Origin of the sequence: Flagellimonas taeanensis (assembly GCF_003584105.1) — a bacterium.
Classification (GTDB): Bacteria; Bacteroidota; Bacteroidia; order Flavobacteriales; family Flavobacteriaceae; genus Flagellimonas; species Flagellimonas taeanensis.
This window is the reverse complement of the sequence record NZ_QXFO01000024.1, coordinates 99,052-113,948: the sequence shown is the minus strand read 5'-3', so window position 1 is coordinate 113,948 and position 14,897 is coordinate 99,052. Positions and strand designations below refer to the sequence as shown.

At 44.9% G+C, this 14,897-nt stretch carries 14 protein-coding genes; 2 read left to right on the top strand and 12 right to left on the bottom strand.

Features of this window, described 5'->3' with window-relative positions; all coding sequences use genetic code 11:
- Positions 1-51: 51 nt before the first annotated feature.
- The 6 genes from D2V93_RS12505 to rsgA all read right to left on the bottom strand — a co-directional run bounded on the left by D2V93_RS12505 (position 52) and on the right by rsgA (position 7,730).
- On the bottom strand, positions 52-378 hold the full coding sequence (locus D2V93_RS12505; protein ID WP_108424307.1) for a nucleotide pyrophosphohydrolase: 327 nt from the start codon (positions 376-378) through the stop codon (positions 52-54).
- Positions 379-422: 44 nt separating this feature from the next.
- Positions 423-2,396 (bottom strand): transglutaminase family protein, encoded by a 1,974-nt coding sequence (locus D2V93_RS12500; RefSeq protein ID WP_119619748.1) that lies wholly within the window; start codon positions 2,394-2,396, stop codon positions 423-425.
- Between the two features lie 6 nt (positions 2,397-2,402).
- Positions 2,403-4,355: a DUF3857 domain-containing protein gene (locus tag D2V93_RS12495; RefSeq protein ID WP_119619747.1), complete on the bottom strand. Its 1,953-nt coding sequence runs from the start codon at positions 4,353-4,355 to the stop codon at positions 2,403-2,405.
- On the bottom strand, positions 4,339-6,249 hold the full coding sequence (locus D2V93_RS12490; RefSeq protein WP_119619746.1) for a DUF3857 domain-containing transglutaminase family protein: 1,911 nt from the start codon (positions 6,247-6,249) through the stop codon (positions 4,339-4,341). Before D2V93_RS12490 ends, D2V93_RS12495 begins: the two co-directional genes overlap by 17 nt.
- A 77-nt stretch (positions 6,250-6,326) precedes the next feature.
- Positions 6,327-6,779 (bottom strand): D-aminoacyl-tRNA deacylase, encoded by a 453-nt coding sequence (gene dtd, locus D2V93_RS12485; protein WP_119619745.1) that lies wholly within the window; start codon positions 6,777-6,779, stop codon positions 6,327-6,329.
- A gap of 6 nt (positions 6,780-6,785) precedes the next feature.
- The gene (gene rsgA / locus D2V93_RS12480; RefSeq protein ID WP_119619744.1) at positions 6,786-7,730 is read right to left on the bottom strand and encodes a ribosome small subunit-dependent GTPase A; all 945 of its coding nucleotides are present in this window, start codon (positions 7,728-7,730) and stop codon (positions 6,786-6,788) included.
- A gap of 94 nt (positions 7,731-7,824) precedes the next feature.
- Between rsgA and D2V93_RS12475 the strand changes: the two genes are divergently transcribed.
- Positions 7,825-8,265 (top strand): hypothetical protein, encoded by a 441-nt coding sequence (locus D2V93_RS12475; protein ID WP_119619743.1) that lies wholly within the window; start codon positions 7,825-7,827, stop codon positions 8,263-8,265.
- Between the two features lie 67 nt (positions 8,266-8,332).
- Here D2V93_RS12475 and D2V93_RS12470 read toward each other — a convergent pair whose 3' ends face one another.
- The 5 genes from D2V93_RS12470 to D2V93_RS12450 all read right to left on the bottom strand — a co-directional run bounded on the left by D2V93_RS12470 (position 8,333) and on the right by D2V93_RS12450 (position 13,121).
- The gene (locus tag D2V93_RS12470) at positions 8,333-9,007 is read right to left on the bottom strand and encodes a head GIN domain-containing protein (protein ID WP_072878700.1); all 675 of its coding nucleotides are present in this window, start codon (positions 9,005-9,007) and stop codon (positions 8,333-8,335) included.
- Positions 9,008-9,198: 191 nt separating this feature from the next.
- Positions 9,199-10,281, bottom strand: a complete 1,083-nt coding sequence (locus D2V93_RS12465; RefSeq protein ID WP_072878471.1) for a bifunctional 3-deoxy-7-phosphoheptulonate synthase/chorismate mutase type II — start codon at positions 10,279-10,281, stop codon at positions 9,199-9,201.
- 8 nt (positions 10,282-10,289) lie between these two features.
- The gene (locus D2V93_RS12460; protein WP_119619742.1) at positions 10,290-11,150 is read right to left on the bottom strand and encodes a prephenate dehydrogenase; all 861 of its coding nucleotides are present in this window, start codon (positions 11,148-11,150) and stop codon (positions 10,290-10,292) included.
- Between the two features lies 1 nt (position 11,151).
- Positions 11,152-12,294, bottom strand: coding sequence for a pyridoxal phosphate-dependent aminotransferase (locus D2V93_RS12455; RefSeq protein WP_119619741.1), 1,143 nt, complete (start codon positions 12,292-12,294; stop codon positions 11,152-11,154).
- Entirely contained in the window at positions 12,291-13,121 is an 831-nt protein-coding gene (locus D2V93_RS12450) for a prephenate dehydratase (protein WP_119619740.1), read from the bottom strand. The genes D2V93_RS12455 and D2V93_RS12450 overlap by 4 nt, the downstream gene beginning before the upstream one ends.
- 375 nt (positions 13,122-13,496) lie before the next feature.
- On the opposite strand from D2V93_RS12450, the gene gldA reads away from it, so the two are divergent.
- The gene (gene gldA, locus D2V93_RS12445; RefSeq protein WP_119619739.1) at positions 13,497-14,390 is read left to right on the top strand and encodes a gliding motility-associated ABC transporter ATP-binding subunit GldA; all 894 of its coding nucleotides are present in this window, start codon (positions 13,497-13,499) and stop codon (positions 14,388-14,390) included.
- 11 nt (positions 14,391-14,401) lie between these two features.
- On the opposite strand, the gene D2V93_RS12440 is transcribed toward gldA, so the two are convergent.
- Entirely contained in the window at positions 14,402-14,803 is a 402-nt protein-coding gene (locus tag D2V93_RS12440) for a group III truncated hemoglobin (RefSeq protein ID WP_119619738.1), read from the bottom strand.
- Between the last annotated feature and the right edge of the window lie 94 nt (positions 14,804-14,897).

Here is a 14,897-nt window from a genome sequence, read left to right as displayed (position 1 = left end):
AAACTTCAAAACTAGAAAAAACAGCCCTAATGTTCCCTTTGGGACACAACTTTATTTGAGCTTTTTGTTATTTTGATGCCGGTCGTGGTCGCGTTTGGTCTTCAGGTCCAATTTTTTGTCGAAGGCCTTTTGAAGATCGATCCCGGTTTGGTTGGCCAAACACAGTACCACAAAGACCACATCGGCCAGTTCCTCGCCAAGGTCCTTGGCCTTGTCCGATTCTTTTTCGCTCTGTTCGCCGTACCTGCGGGCAATGATTCGGGCCACCTCTCCTACTTCCTCCGTGAGCTGCGCCATATTGGTCAGTTCGTTGAAGTAACGGACCCCATGGTTTTGGATCCATTCATCAACCGCTTTTTGTGCATTTGCTATGTCCACCGTTTCAATTTTAAGATTTGGCCACAAAGGTAAGGACAAGCTGCTTATTCCTTTTCCAAAACCAGATAACTGTTGTTTTGTGTGGTCACCGCATTTTCAAAAAACTCCTTTACATAGGCATATCCCGCACTTGTATATTGTGTCGAGCGGAGTTGTAGGCTGAACTGGACCATCACCTGGCCCTGGGATTCACTGCAATTGAACCGCATAACACCACTGTTTTCAGGAAGGCCCAGATTGATGGGCTTGGGTATTTCCTTGACCTTATACCCTTCTGGAACCTTAATTTTCGCATAGTACATGTAGGACCTTAAATACCCAAAGTCCACTGGATAGTGACGGGTCTCTGACATGAAGGGATTGCTTTCAAAAAAACGAACAAGGAAGGTATTGAAGAAAAGGTTCTTGTTTTGGCCCAGCCCCTCCATTTCAAAGAAAAAATTCTCCACCAATTTTCTATCATCGGACTGCAGGGAATCCACTTCATAGGATTTGATAAAAATGTCCCCGTTGGAACTATCCTCTATTTTATCCAGGTATTCATCTTCGGACAACGAGGCCAAACGCTCCCTTTTGAAGAAAGCTTCGTACCCGGTTGTTATCTCTTGAAAGTTACCTGACACCAAACTGTTTTCAGGATCCAGCGACATTTCTATCCTTACTGTCTTCATATTGGGTTCTATGGGGACAATGTCATACCAATAGCTCTCCTCTTCCAGGTCCATTACCCTTCCATGATAATTCAGGCAGCGATAGGGCAACATCCCGAAGGGCAATTGCTTTTCCGTTGCGTCCAACAAATAGGTGGTCCCGTCTATCTCCGTCTTTGCAATGAGGTAATTGAAATCCGACATGACGGGATGGGATTTTTTGGGCAATCCGTTATCTCGGGTGGAGAGCACCATCATATCGGTATCTATTCCCGCTGCATTGAGCAGGTTGATCAAGGTGATGTTGATTTCCGCAACATTGCCTTTATGCTCATCAAAGGCCTGTTTTACGCGATTGTCCAAAAAAATGCCATAATCCCCGTTCCAAACATAATGGTCCTTTACAAACTGATAGATCCGTGTCGCGCGTTCCAGAGGATCTCCCGGACCGCTGATCAGGTCCACAGGGATGTTCCGTTCAAAAAAGTTGACCTTCTTGAGCTGTCTTCCAATATCATTATCAGTTTTGAACTCTTTGTCCACATCCTTCCATGTTTTGGTATATCTTTCCTTGGTCCCATCAAATCGAAGAAGCTCCGACAGTTCAAACTCCAAAGCAGAACGGTAATTGCTTGGGGACAACATATAGCTTTCATCCTCCTTAAATGCAGGGACATCCTTCATCACATATTTCAAAACCTCACAATCGGCACTTTCCGTAGCGCTTGGTATCGAAAAGCAGTCCTTTTTTATGGTTGCTTCGTTCACATCCAGGGCAATCTCCCCTATCAAGGCCCTATTGTACCTATAGTTTCCAGGAATTTTGGCATTGTATTCCGTATAGACCTTTGGGATTGCTTCCTGGAACTTCCATCCAGTGAGGTTAAAGAAAAACGGGGACTGTATCTCATAGGAATATTCCAGAATGGAGCCTTCTTTCACGTCTGGAAAGGTAAATTTTTTCACGGACCACCTTTCGCTCACATCGGCATCGAATACATTTTCTTTTCTGAGGCTATGCTTTACCACCCCATTGTGGGTAAGTGCCCTTATGTCCTTTACAATTTCCTTTGATTTGTCCGAACGGTAATAGGGTATGGTGATATTGGCCTCATCCATTCCTTGTTTGTCCAAAATTTTCTTCTTTGCATGGTATTTTTTGATCAACCACACATAATTGCCCCTGACCTCAAAATAATTTTCCCCTTTTTCGTACAGGTAAACAGCATGGGCAGTGGTATCTTTGGCATAGGTAGTGAACGCTTGCTCACTTGCCGAGAGCAGCCCAAATTCCACTTTTTGCTGTCCCCTCAGTTTTGTACCGTGGAACAGCACTGCAAGCACAAAGACTTTCAGAACAGATTTCATATAGGTTTAGGTTTTGGCAAGGATTATTTTTTCAGACTCCTTTTCCACCACTTGTCGGTAAAACTCTTTTAGGTTTTGATAGTATTGTGGAGGGAAAACAGGGGTGTTCATTTCGATTTCGACCCTAACCGAAATCTTGTCCTGGACAGTGGAGATATTATAAGTGAACTTGCCCAGGCTTTCCGGAAGTACCATACTAATAGGTTCTGGAAGATGTTCGACCTTATAACCTTCGGGAATGTTGATGGTGATCATATGCCTATCTTCCCAAGGAAAACCATAATCCACAGGAAACTCCCTTTTTTCAGTTTTGAACGGGTTCTCTTGGACAGCAAAGTGGAACAGTGGCGAAAAATAGATCTTCCCTCCTATGGTCTCATAGGCGTCTTCCTTATAAAATTCATAATCCTGTATAATGGGTTTATCAAAATCAAAGTTGTTTTTCAGTTCGTATCCATCTATCTCCACATCACCGTTCTCTTTTTCCAGATCCGAAAGATAGCTTTCCTCGGTACCACCATTGTATAGGTTCCTGAACAAAAAAGCGTTGTTATTGGTAAACTGTTGCCTAAACTTGGCCGTGATGGCGCCATCGTCGGTCAAATCCACATTCATCATTACAATGTCCATCGATTTTTCTTTGGGCATCAGGTCTATGATATCAGAATTGCCATCTTCTGATATGATCCTGCCAAACCAATTCAGGGCCCTAGTGGGCAAAACATCGATTGCAGTGAAACTGTTTGTGGCATCCAGCAAATAATACCTGTCTTCTATCTTGGCCGCTGCCACCACATAATTGAAACCTTGCAGAGTAGGGAAAATCGGCACACCATGGTCCCGTGTGCTCACCAATACGGGGTATGCCTTCACATTGGCATGGTTGAGCATGGATATCAACATCAGATTGATATCGGCACTGTTACCCACTCCTTCTTTATATGCTTTTCTGGTTCCTTCATCAGAACCAACTCCCAAGTAAGAGTTCCATTTCACCTTTTGCTTCACGAATGACAGAACTTTGCCCATTCTTGTATATGGGTCTGAGGTGTCAGCCAAAACAGCATCCAATTCTTCTTCAAAATAGTTCTTCCTTTTCAGTTCGTCCCCAAAGGAACTGCTCTGGTATATAGTTTTTACAACATCTTCCCAAGTTTTGGAATACGATTCATAAACGGAACCCGGAACTTCCAAAGAAACTATCTCAAACTTTACACCTGCACGGTAATTTGCGATGTTTGATACGAAGATCTCATCCTTCAATGCAGGTATGTTTTCCAGATCAAAGGTCAATTCCGTGACCTTTGTTCCAATGGTATGATCCGTAAACTCCCTGACCGTTGGCCTAAAGGCAAGAAATCCTTTGGATCTTTGGTTGAACTTGAAATATTCCAAGATCCTCATTTCGGCTTCCAGTTTTTTAATGGGGATGCCATGCTGGAAAACAAACTCATCAATGCTCTGCACGAATGGGGAGGTTATCTTGTACTCATATTCGACCACTGACCCTTCCTTCACATTGGGCATGGTGAACTTAACTTGGTTCAAATTCTTGGACTGCTCTGTCTTGAAAATATCCTTTTTGTCCAATTTGGTCTCCACAATTTCACCATCTTCCAAGGTATAGGTATACCCTTTGACAGAGGATACACCTTCATCGGAACTACCTGATTCATATAGATTTATGATTTCACTGGCATAGTCAAATCCATCTTTGTCATAGATCTTGATCCTGTTATGGACTTCCGTGATGAGTCTTAAACCTATGGATTTGTTATAACTATAGTATGAAGTCCTTTTTTTCAAGAGGTATGCTGCCGATGCCGAAGAATCACCCGGGTACACTTTTTCTTGGAGCTCTTCCATGGAAACTTTTCCAAACTTGTAATCTTGGGCATTTGTAATTCCCAATGCCAGCAGAGCTACTATCAGATGTATTGGTTTAATCCTGAGGTTCATTTTTTAGAAGTATTTTTTGGTTGTCCATTTTAGCTACAGATCGTAAAAAAGATCTGAATTCATCATACGATTCCTTGGGGTACTCGCCCGCTTTTAAAAGCAGCTTTCTTTTGTATACCAACTCCCTGTCATTTCTTTTCTCGACCTCTGCAACATAACTCCCAAATTCGGTTTCCATGCTGACCTTATCGGGCAAATCTGTAAAGTGGAAGCTTTCAGGTATCTCGATCGTGGTCTCATCCTGGTCATAAAAACCCCTCTGTACCATAAAAGGCAGCTTTCTGTCCCGGTACCTAGGGGGCACATAGGTGTTGTTGTTGAAGGCGTTCAAGATGAGCAGGTAATCATTTCCGTTCTTGGAAACATAGTTTCTGGCACTCAAATTCACGGTTTCGGTAAAGGAAACTTTCTCCTTATCGTTATCAAAGGAATAGTCACTGACCTCCAACCCGTTGATGTTGTCCCAAAAGTCCTTATAATATTTTTTGATGTCGTCCTTTGAACTTCTTTCCAACACAAACCGGTTATCGTACTGTGTGCCCTTGGTTTCTATGGCCACCTGTGCATCAATGGACAGGTTGTCCAAAATCTTGTAATTGGCCTTTATGTACTGCGCATTGTCAATGTCCAAATAGGAATCGGTCCTCACCAGCTCGCCACCATCGGGAGTCACCACCAAAACCATCCGGTCGTCCGTAAAGTCCCCAATAAATCCGAAGGGATGGATCTGCGACGTACAGTCCACCCAATAATATTTCCCCTTATAGGGAATGGCCAAGATGACATGGTTTCCCTGAAGCAAATCGGGAAAATCCTCTTCAAAATCAACCTTGGTCCGCCCAGATTCCACCACGGTGTAGTAGGATTCCACACCTACTGCCCTTAACAATGCCTTGGTATAATTGGTGAGCCCTTTACAGTCCCCATACTTTACTTTGTCCACCTCAATAGCGCTTATGGGCTGTAGCCCTCCTATCCCAATTTGGACGCTTATATATCTGGTATTGTCTTGGACATATTTGTAGATTATCTTGGCTTTTTCCAAGTCATCGTCGATACCCTTGACCAATTCCTTGGCCTTGGAAATGGTGCTTTCCTCCAATTCGTCCCTACCTGATAAAAGCTCGTCTTGGATCCAACCACCCAAACCCTTCCAATCGGTCACTTCCGCATCAATCCCCTTGTAATGGAACTTGGGCAACCGAACAGACAGTCTTGGCGAAAAGGTTTGAAAGGGTGGACTAAGACCCTCCTCGACAAAAGCCGGAATCCCTGAAGAGGTGTAGCTCAACATAGTCGGGGACTCCTCTTTTTTAAAATCGATTTCCTGAAGATTTTCCTCCTTGATGATGGGTTTTAAATCATTGGATGGATATGTAATGGTGTAATTACTATTTTCAACACTTACCCCATAGCCCGACACAAAGTACCACTGCGGCATCATCCCCGTATCGGAGGTCTCTATTTCATAGGTGAACTCAACTGTATAGGGATATTGTACAGGAACATAGTCATGGTACAACAACCTGTCATCCAAGTAAAGTGAAAAACCATCAGCAGCGGCCACTTCCTTGAAATCGCGCCTTTTTACCTGCTCCACTTCGTTCCCGAATGCGTCATAGATGGTGGCCTCTATTTTTTTTATTTTTTTATCGTCATCGTAAAATACCCTGGCCGCGGCATGTCCATCCCCAGATTTGTTCAGCACCGTCACAATTTGCCTGACCTGATAGGACATTTGGTTGATGGAATGAACCTGTATGGCCAAATGATCCAGTCTGATCACTGCATCCGCATTGTCCAAAAGCTCTTTTGGTATGGATTCTACACTATGGTCTTGGGAAAAAGAAAAACTGCACCATAAGAGCGCGGAAAGTATGGCAAGAAATCTCATTAAGCAATTTGGTTAGGCTTGGTTGGCTAAAGTGCTTGATTTCTTACAAAATAGATAACTTTTTCGATAAAAAACAATTATTCTTTGTTTTTGGTGTCCATCATAATGGTCACAGGACCATCGTTGAGCAGTTCCACTTTCATATCGGCCCCAAATATTCCGGTCCCGACTTTTTTGCCCATGTCCTGTTCCATCCTTTGGACAAATGCTTCATAAATGGGAATGGCCACGTCCGGTTTTGAAGCCTTGGTGTAGGATGGCCTATTGCCTTTTTTGGTCTGGGCATGCAGGGTAAATTGGCTTACCACGATGATATCCCCGCCCACGTCAAGTACGGAACGGTTCATCACTCCATCTGCATCATTGAATATCCGTAGATTGGTGATTTTTTGGGACAACCAATCCGAATCTTCCTTGCCATCGGCATCCTCGATGCCCAACAGCACCAACAAACCTTGCCCGATGGCGGAGACCACTTGTCCTTCCACGGTTACACTTGCCCTTGAAACCCTTTGGATCACTGCCCTCATCTGTCTTTATCTGTAATTGTCCGTTCGATAGTTTTCTTCCTCACCCGTCAACATTTGCACATAGCTACGGTATCTGCTCCAGGCCACCTCATCTCTTTCCAAGGCTTCCTTCACGGCACATTTGGGCTCGTCCAGGTGCAGGCAATTGTTGAACTTGCATTTGGATTTCAACTGGAAGAACTCGGGGAAATAATCCCCTATCTCATCCTGCTCCATATCCACGATACCAAATCCTTTGATTCCGGGAGTGTCTATGATCCTTGCCCCGAACGAGAGGTCATACATTTCGGCAAAAGTGGTGGTATGTTGTCCCTGTAAGTGCTGTTCGGAGATTTCGGCTGTCTTCAGGTGCAGTCCCTTTTCCAGGGCATTCACCAAAGTGGATTTCCCCACTCCGGAATGTCCCGAGAACATACTGGTCCTGTCCTTCATCAGTTGTTTTACCTTATCGACATTTTTTCCGCCCTTGGCCTCTATCGGTATGCATGTGTACCCGATCTGTGCGTATAGGTCCATCAAATACGCCACCTCTGCCTTCTCACCCTCACTATAGGTATCCATTTTGTTGAACAAGAGTACAACGGGGATGTCATAGGCTTCTGCGGTCACCAAAAAACGATCTATAAAACTGGTAAAGGTGGGCGGATTGTTCAGGGTCACCAACAAAAATACCTGATCTAGGTTGGAGGCGATGATATGGGTCTGTTTGGACAGTTTTACCGATTTTCGGATGATATAATTTTTCCTTTCGAGAATTTCGGAAATGACCCCGACCGATTCGTTCCCATGGTCCTCCAGTTCAAAGACCACTTGGTCCCCAACGGCCACTGGGTTCGTACTTTTGATCCCCTGCGTCCGGAACTTGCCCTTTATCCTGCACTCATAAAAAACACCATCTTCCGACTTCACGGTGTACCAGCTCCCTGTTGATTTATAAACAGTTCCGTTCACGATTTGTTCATATTTTCATTACAAAGAAACAATAATCCTTCTTCTTGTGCGCATATCTTTGTTAACAGTTTTAACAATCAACAATCTATCAATCATGAAAAAAATCGTTTTTATCGCAGTGATGACCCTAGCTGCCGCGTTCAGTGCGAACGCACAACAGTACAAGGTAATTACCAGTGTGGAATCCATCGTTCCCAATGGTCTTGGCCGATCTAGGATCATCAATGCCCTCGAGGACAAGGATTACAAGGAATACACCAGCGTACAGACCGAAGAGGACAACACAAGGAACAAGGCCGACAGGGGCGACATCCGGGTGAAGAACTTTGAAGAGACCAAACTGTTGAACTTCTACAACTTGGGCGGTATCCGTTTTCAGAACATCGCTGCCAACGATGCCCTGATCACCTCCATGATCAACGATATGATCTCCAACGGATGGGAACTGGCCTTTGTGGTAAGTGGTGTGGAAAGTGAAGGCGGAAAAGGGGATGGACAAGGTATCTTCATTACCCGCTACATTTTCAAGAAATAAGGGAAAGGACCCAAATAAAAAGCCCGCCTTGGATCTCCAGGGCGGGCTTTCTGTTTCATTATCAATGTCAATCCACAATGTGGATCCTTCCACCCACAAAAGTCTTTTTGTACACTTTTTTCGGCTTGCCGTATACGTTCACATCACCACCAGCCCTCACATTGATGTCCACCACTTCCGAAGCGAACACATCGGCCTCGCCACCTGCAGAAATTTTGATATCGGTATTGGCTGTCCTAAGATCGCGGCCGTCAAAAATTCCGCCAGTATTCAATACCACGGTCTGGTTCTTGGCCAATCCGGAAGCCTCTACGATGCCTCCCGTGACCGCACGGATATCGGCATAATCCACATCCATACCGATATGGATCTTGGCCCCTTCTTGGACCCTTAGTTCAATTTTGCTCTTCTGCACCATTTCGTTGCAGGTGATCTGCGCCCCTTCATTGCCATCGATTACGTCCAGGTTGGTATAGTACACCTCAATCATGGTGTCCTCGCCCTGGAATTTTTTATCCAATTGCATGCGGAGTTTCAACACACCTTTCTTGTTGGTCCAAATGATATCGTCCACGTTCCACCCCTTGATCATGATCTTGTTCTCATCGGATTGGATCAAGTTCACCTCAATCAGGTCAAAGACCTTGATTTCCTTGAATTCCCCTACCTCTGTGTCTATGATCCGTTGGGCGAACGTCAATAAAGGAAGCAATAGAAGCCCCAATGTGTATAGTTTTTTCATCTGCATAAAGTTTTTAAGTTATTGAAAATGAATGTCTTGAAATTTGAAGGTGTTTAGTGATACAGTGTTTTTACTCCATAAGGATGAACGGTTCTTCCAATTGTTACAGTTCCAAACAAAAAAACTATCTGCAATCTTGATAAATAGGTCAAGCCACAGATAGTTTTGATGAGAATCGAGAAAAAATCAGACTATGCGTTGATGATTTTTTCTTGGTGGTTGATGGATTCTTGGTGAATGGCCTTGAACATCTTCAGGATGAACTCCTCGCTCAATCCCCTCTGCTCCCCTTCGAGGATCATATTGCCCAAGATGGCGTTCCATCGGTTGCTCTGCAACACGGCAACGTTCTTTTGTTTTTTCAGTTCACCGATGCCGTCGGAAACCTTCATCCGTTTTCCGAGCAGGTCGATCAATTGGTTGTCCAACACGTCTATCTGTGCTCTAAGGTTGCTCAGTTTGCTGTTGTATTCGGCCTCTTCGTCGGTTTCCTTTCTGATGCGAAGATCCTTCATGATCTGTACCAATCGCTGAGGGGTCACCTGCTGTGCGGCATCGCTCCAGGCATTGTCCGGATCGTGGTGGGTTTCGATCATCAACCCGTCAAAGTTCAGATCCAAAGCTGTTTGGGACACGTCAAAGATCATGTCGCGCTTTCCGGTAATATGGCTCGGGTCGTTGATGATGGGCAGGTCGGGGAACTTCGTTTGAAGTTCGATGGCCAACTGCCATTCGGGAATGTTTCGGTATTTGGTCTTCTCATAAGTGGAAAATCCGCGGTGGATCACCCCCAATTTCTTGATATTGGCCGTATGCAAACGCTCTACAGCGCCCAACCACAAGGATAGGTCAGGGTTCACGGGGTTTTTCACCAATACGATCTTATCGGTACCTTCAAGGGCGTCCGCAATTTCTTGGATGATAAAAGGGCTCACGGTAGATCGCGCACCGATCCACAAAAGGTCCACATCGTATTCCAAGGCAAGGTCCACATGGGCCTTATTGGCCACCTCGGTAGCGGTTTTCAGGCCGGTTTCTTCTTTTACCTTCTGTAACCATTTCAATCCAATGGCCCCCACTCCCTCAAAATTTCCAGGGCGCGTTCTGGGTTTCCAGATTCCGGCACGGTAGTAGCTTACATCGGTATCCTTCAGTTCGTGTGCGATCTTCAGCACCTGATCTTCTGTCTCGGCACTGCATGGCCCGGCTATTACCAATGGATGTGACAGGTTCATATCATCCAACCATTTCCTCATTTCCTTTTTGTTTTCCATAATGCTTCCTATTTTTTTGTAAGTGGAATTCCTTTAAGTATTTGTTTTATTTTGTTGGTATTGCTCATTTCCAGATGGACATTTTCAAAATCGTTGTCCATGATCAATTGTTTGAAGGTGGTCAGGTTTTGGATGTATTCCTCCAAGGTCTCCACCACATTGTCCTTGTTCTGTTCAAATATGGGTGTCCACATATCAGGTGAACTTTTGGCCAATCGGACCGTGCTCTCAAAACCACTTCCCGCCATGTCAAAAATATCACGCTCATTTTTTTCTTTCTCAATAACCGTCTTTCCCAACATAAATGAACTGATGTGTGATAAATGTGATACGTAGGCGATGTGCTTATCGTGTGCGACGGGATTCATGTACCGGATTCGCATCCCCATTTCCTGAAAAACGGCCAAGGCCCTTTCCTGCAATTTGAATGCTGTTTTCTCCACCTCACAAATGATCATCGTCTTTTCCGCATACAGTCCTTCCAAGGCGGCCGATGGTCCTGAAAACTCCGTTCCTGCAATGGGGTGACAGGCCATAAAGTTCCTTCGCTTGGGATGATCGGCCACACTTTCACAAATCAACCGTTTGGTGGAGCCTGCATCCATCACCACGGTTTCGTCCCCCACTGCATCCAAAATCTTGGGCAGTTCCGTGACCAGAACATTTACAGGAATACTCACATAGACCATATCTGCAGTTTCCAAGGAACCATAGCTTCCTTTCCCGTCGATGATCCCAAGGGACATGGCTTCTTCCAAGTGGGCCTCATTCTTGTCCACACCAATGATTTTGGCATGGGGATGCATTTTTTTCACATCTTTGGCGAACGACCCCCCAATCAATCCTATTCCTATTACGACTACGTCCATGTTAAAATCTTTCTATCGCTTCTTTGATTTTTTCTTCCTTCACACAAAGGGAAAACCGAATATATCCTTCGCCATTGCTGCCAAAGATGGTCCCCGGCGCGATGAAGATGTACTTCTCATACAAAACTTGGTCAATGAACGCTTCGGAAGAAAGCGACCCCACGGGGAGTTTGCACCAGACGAACATGCCCACGGCATTTCGGTCGTATTCACAGCCCAGTTTATCCGCCAATTGGAACATCAGCTCCCTTCTTTTCGTGTACACTTTATCCAGTTCCTCAAACCATTCGGGGCCACTTTGTAGTGCAGCCACCGCACCTTTCTGAATACCGTAGAACATACCCGAATCCATATTGCTCTTCACCTTGAGCACAGCATTGATGTGTTCGGCATTACCAAGCACCATCCCCACACGCCAACCGGCCATGTTGAAGGTCTTGCTGAGACTGTTCAGCTCCAAGGTGCATTCCTTTGCGCCATCAATGGACAAAATACTCATCGGATTGTTGGACAAAACAAAACTGTACGGATTGTCATTGACCAGCAAAATATCGTTCGCCTTGGCAAAATCCACCAAAGATTTCAATTGCTCCATTGTTGCTGTGGCCCCTGTGGGCATGTGTGGGTAGCTGACCCACATCAATTTCACTTTGGAAAGGTCTTTTTGGGACAGTTCTTCCAAATTGGGGAACCAACCATTTTCCAGGTTCAGGTCATAGGTCACTGGAACGCCGCCCACCAAATTTGTGACCGATGCATAGGTCGGATAACCCGGATTGGGCAACAACACTTCGTCCCCCACATTCAAGAACGCCATGCTGATGTGCATGATGCCTTCCTTGGAACCCATCAAGGGCAATATCTCTGTGGAAGGGTCAACAGTAACCCTAAATTTTTGTTGGTAAAAATCGGCAATGGCCTTTCTGAGCTCTGGGAGTCCCTGATAGCTTTGGTATTGGTGTGCACCTGCATCGGCAATACAGTCCCTCAACGTTTCCATGACCTTTGGCGATGGCGCCAAATCTGGACTTCCAATACCCATGTTGATGATGGGCCTCCCCTGATCCATCAACCCCCTTACTTCCCTCAACTTTTTGGAGAAGTAGTATTCTTGCACACTGTGCAGCCTGTCAGCTGTAATCATATCAACAATGCGTTTTTATATTCACCCAAGACCGTAAAATCTTCGGCCATGATCTCTAGCAAGGATTTTGCCTTGGAAAAGTGATCGTATTCTTCAAAAGTCACATCCACAAAAAAAGCATACTTCCATGGAGTCTCTATCACAGGGAGGGACTGTATCTTGGTCAGGTTCATGTTACAATCGCTCATCACGTTCAGTACCGTGGCCAAGCTCCCCCTTTTGTGATCGGTCATAAAACGCAACGATGCCTTATTGATTTCTTCCTTCGGCAGGACCTTGTTCTGCTTTTTAAGGATGATGAATCGCGTGGCGTTGTTCTTTATGGTCTGAATTTCAGGAGCAATAATATCCAAATCATAGAGATCGGCAGCCATTTTTGGAGCAATTGCAGCAATATTAGCCAATCTGCCTTCTTTGATACGTTTGGCCGTTTCGGCAGTGTCCACGCTCTCTACCAATTTGATATGTGGATAGTCCTTGAAGAACTCCTTGCACTGTAGCAGGGCCATGGGATGCGAGTGGACTTCCTTGACGTCTTGCATGGTGGTTCCCCTGAGCACCATAAGGTTGTGGTGGATGCTCAGATAATGCTCCCCAATTACATGTATGTTATTGTGATACACTAGATTATAATTCGGGATAATGGAACCCGCGATGGAATTTTCAATGGCCATGATGCCTTTGTCCGCGGTCCCATCCAACAGATGGTCGATGATGGCATCAAAGGTCATGCATTCCAATAATTCGATGTCCTCCCCAAAAAAATCCTTTGCGACCTGATGGTGGTTGGACCCCTTGATTCCCTGTATGGCTATTTTTAAACCCATGGCAAAAAAAAAGCCCCGATTTGTATCGGGACTTCATGTATTGGTTATACTTTAAACGCATTCACAACAGTCCCGCACCTCTCTTAAAAAAGAAGTAAAAATAGAAACCGTTCCAGAAATACGTGTTTGTCATTTCGATGTAAATTCCCGGCTAATTTAGGTATTCAATCCGAAAGTGGCGATCATTCCTAAATTTTTTTTGATTTTTTTTGAAAAAGCCGATTTCATTGCAGATTGTATCCAAGAAAACGACCTTTTTTGAGAATTCATTTCCCATAGCGATTTGACCTCTCCAAAAGTTTCAACATTTGAGACCGAACAAAGGAATGGATTGAAGCGTCTAAAAGTGTATTTTTGGTTTCCAAACCCAATTGAATGTCCATCACCGTAAAGAACATCACCAAGACCTTTGGTCAGCAAAAAGCTCTGAACAACGTTTCCTTCTCCATCAAAAAGGGGGAAATTGTTGGTTTTTTGGGTCCCAATGGGGCAGGAAAGTCGACCATGATGCGGATATTGACCACCTACTACAAAGCGGACAGTGGTGATGCCGAAGTGAACGGACATGATGTACTCACTGCCGAAAGGGCCGTTCAGGAGAGCATTGGTTATCTCCCCGAACACAACCCCCTTTATTTGGAGATGTATGTAAAGGAATATTTGGCCTTCAACGCAGATGTGTACAAGGTTCCAAAATCAAAGATCGAGGAAGTGATAGAGCAGACTGGGCTTACCCCCGAAGCCCACAAAAAAATAGGACAGTTATCCAAAGGATACCGCCAGCGTGTGGGCCTTGCTGCTGCCCTACTCCACAACCCAGAGGTACTGATCTTGGATGAGCCCACCACAGGACTTGACCCCAACCAATTGATCGAGATACGAAAAATGATCCGCGATATCGGAAAGGAAAAGACCATCCTTTTGTCCACACATATTATGAAGGAAGTGGAAGCTGTCTGTGACAGGGTCATCATCATTAACAAAGGAAAACTGGTGGCCGACAAAAAATTGGAAGAACTGCGCGAAGCGGAAGAACAGATCATTGAAGTGGAGTTCGATTACCGGGTGGAGGAACAATTGCTACAACAGCTGCCCCACGTGTCCAAGGTGACCAACATTGGCGGTTTCGTCTATGAGATCACCTTCAGCACCTCTACGGACATGCGACCTGCCGTTTTCGATTTTGCGCATGACAACCAATTGAAAACCCTTCAGTTGAGTAGGAAGAACAAAAATTTGGAAAGCCTTTTCACCGAGCTTACCCGCTAATTATCGGAATATTAAAGAACCCCATCCCGTTTTCGCTGTTCATATATCGCAAAGAACATTCGAACACTGATGTTTCTGGCCCGTTGTTTCGCCTTTTCAGCATTTGGACCACTAAAATGGGTGTCCAGGGTTGCAAACCAATGTCTGAGCCATATCCCAAAATGATAATTGTCAATGGTCCTGCCCATATCCCTGTCCAACTCGGCGTGGACCTGCATGGGGTTCCCTTTGTATTTTTGGACGAAGAACAGGTTCATCTCCCAAAAATCGGTCAACTTTTCCATGTGTTCCGGCCAATCGGTAATGGTTTCATTGAAAAAATGGCCAATTTCTGCATCAGCACGCACTTTTTCATAAAAGCGATGCACCAATAATGAGACATCCTCTCTGTTCGCTATATCCTGTTTTTCCATATCAAAAATGCCTCAGGGCAATTCCATTGGCAAAGTTAGCATTACTGGCCCTAAAAACATATTTCTCGCCTTTTCCCGTTTACGACCATTCCAA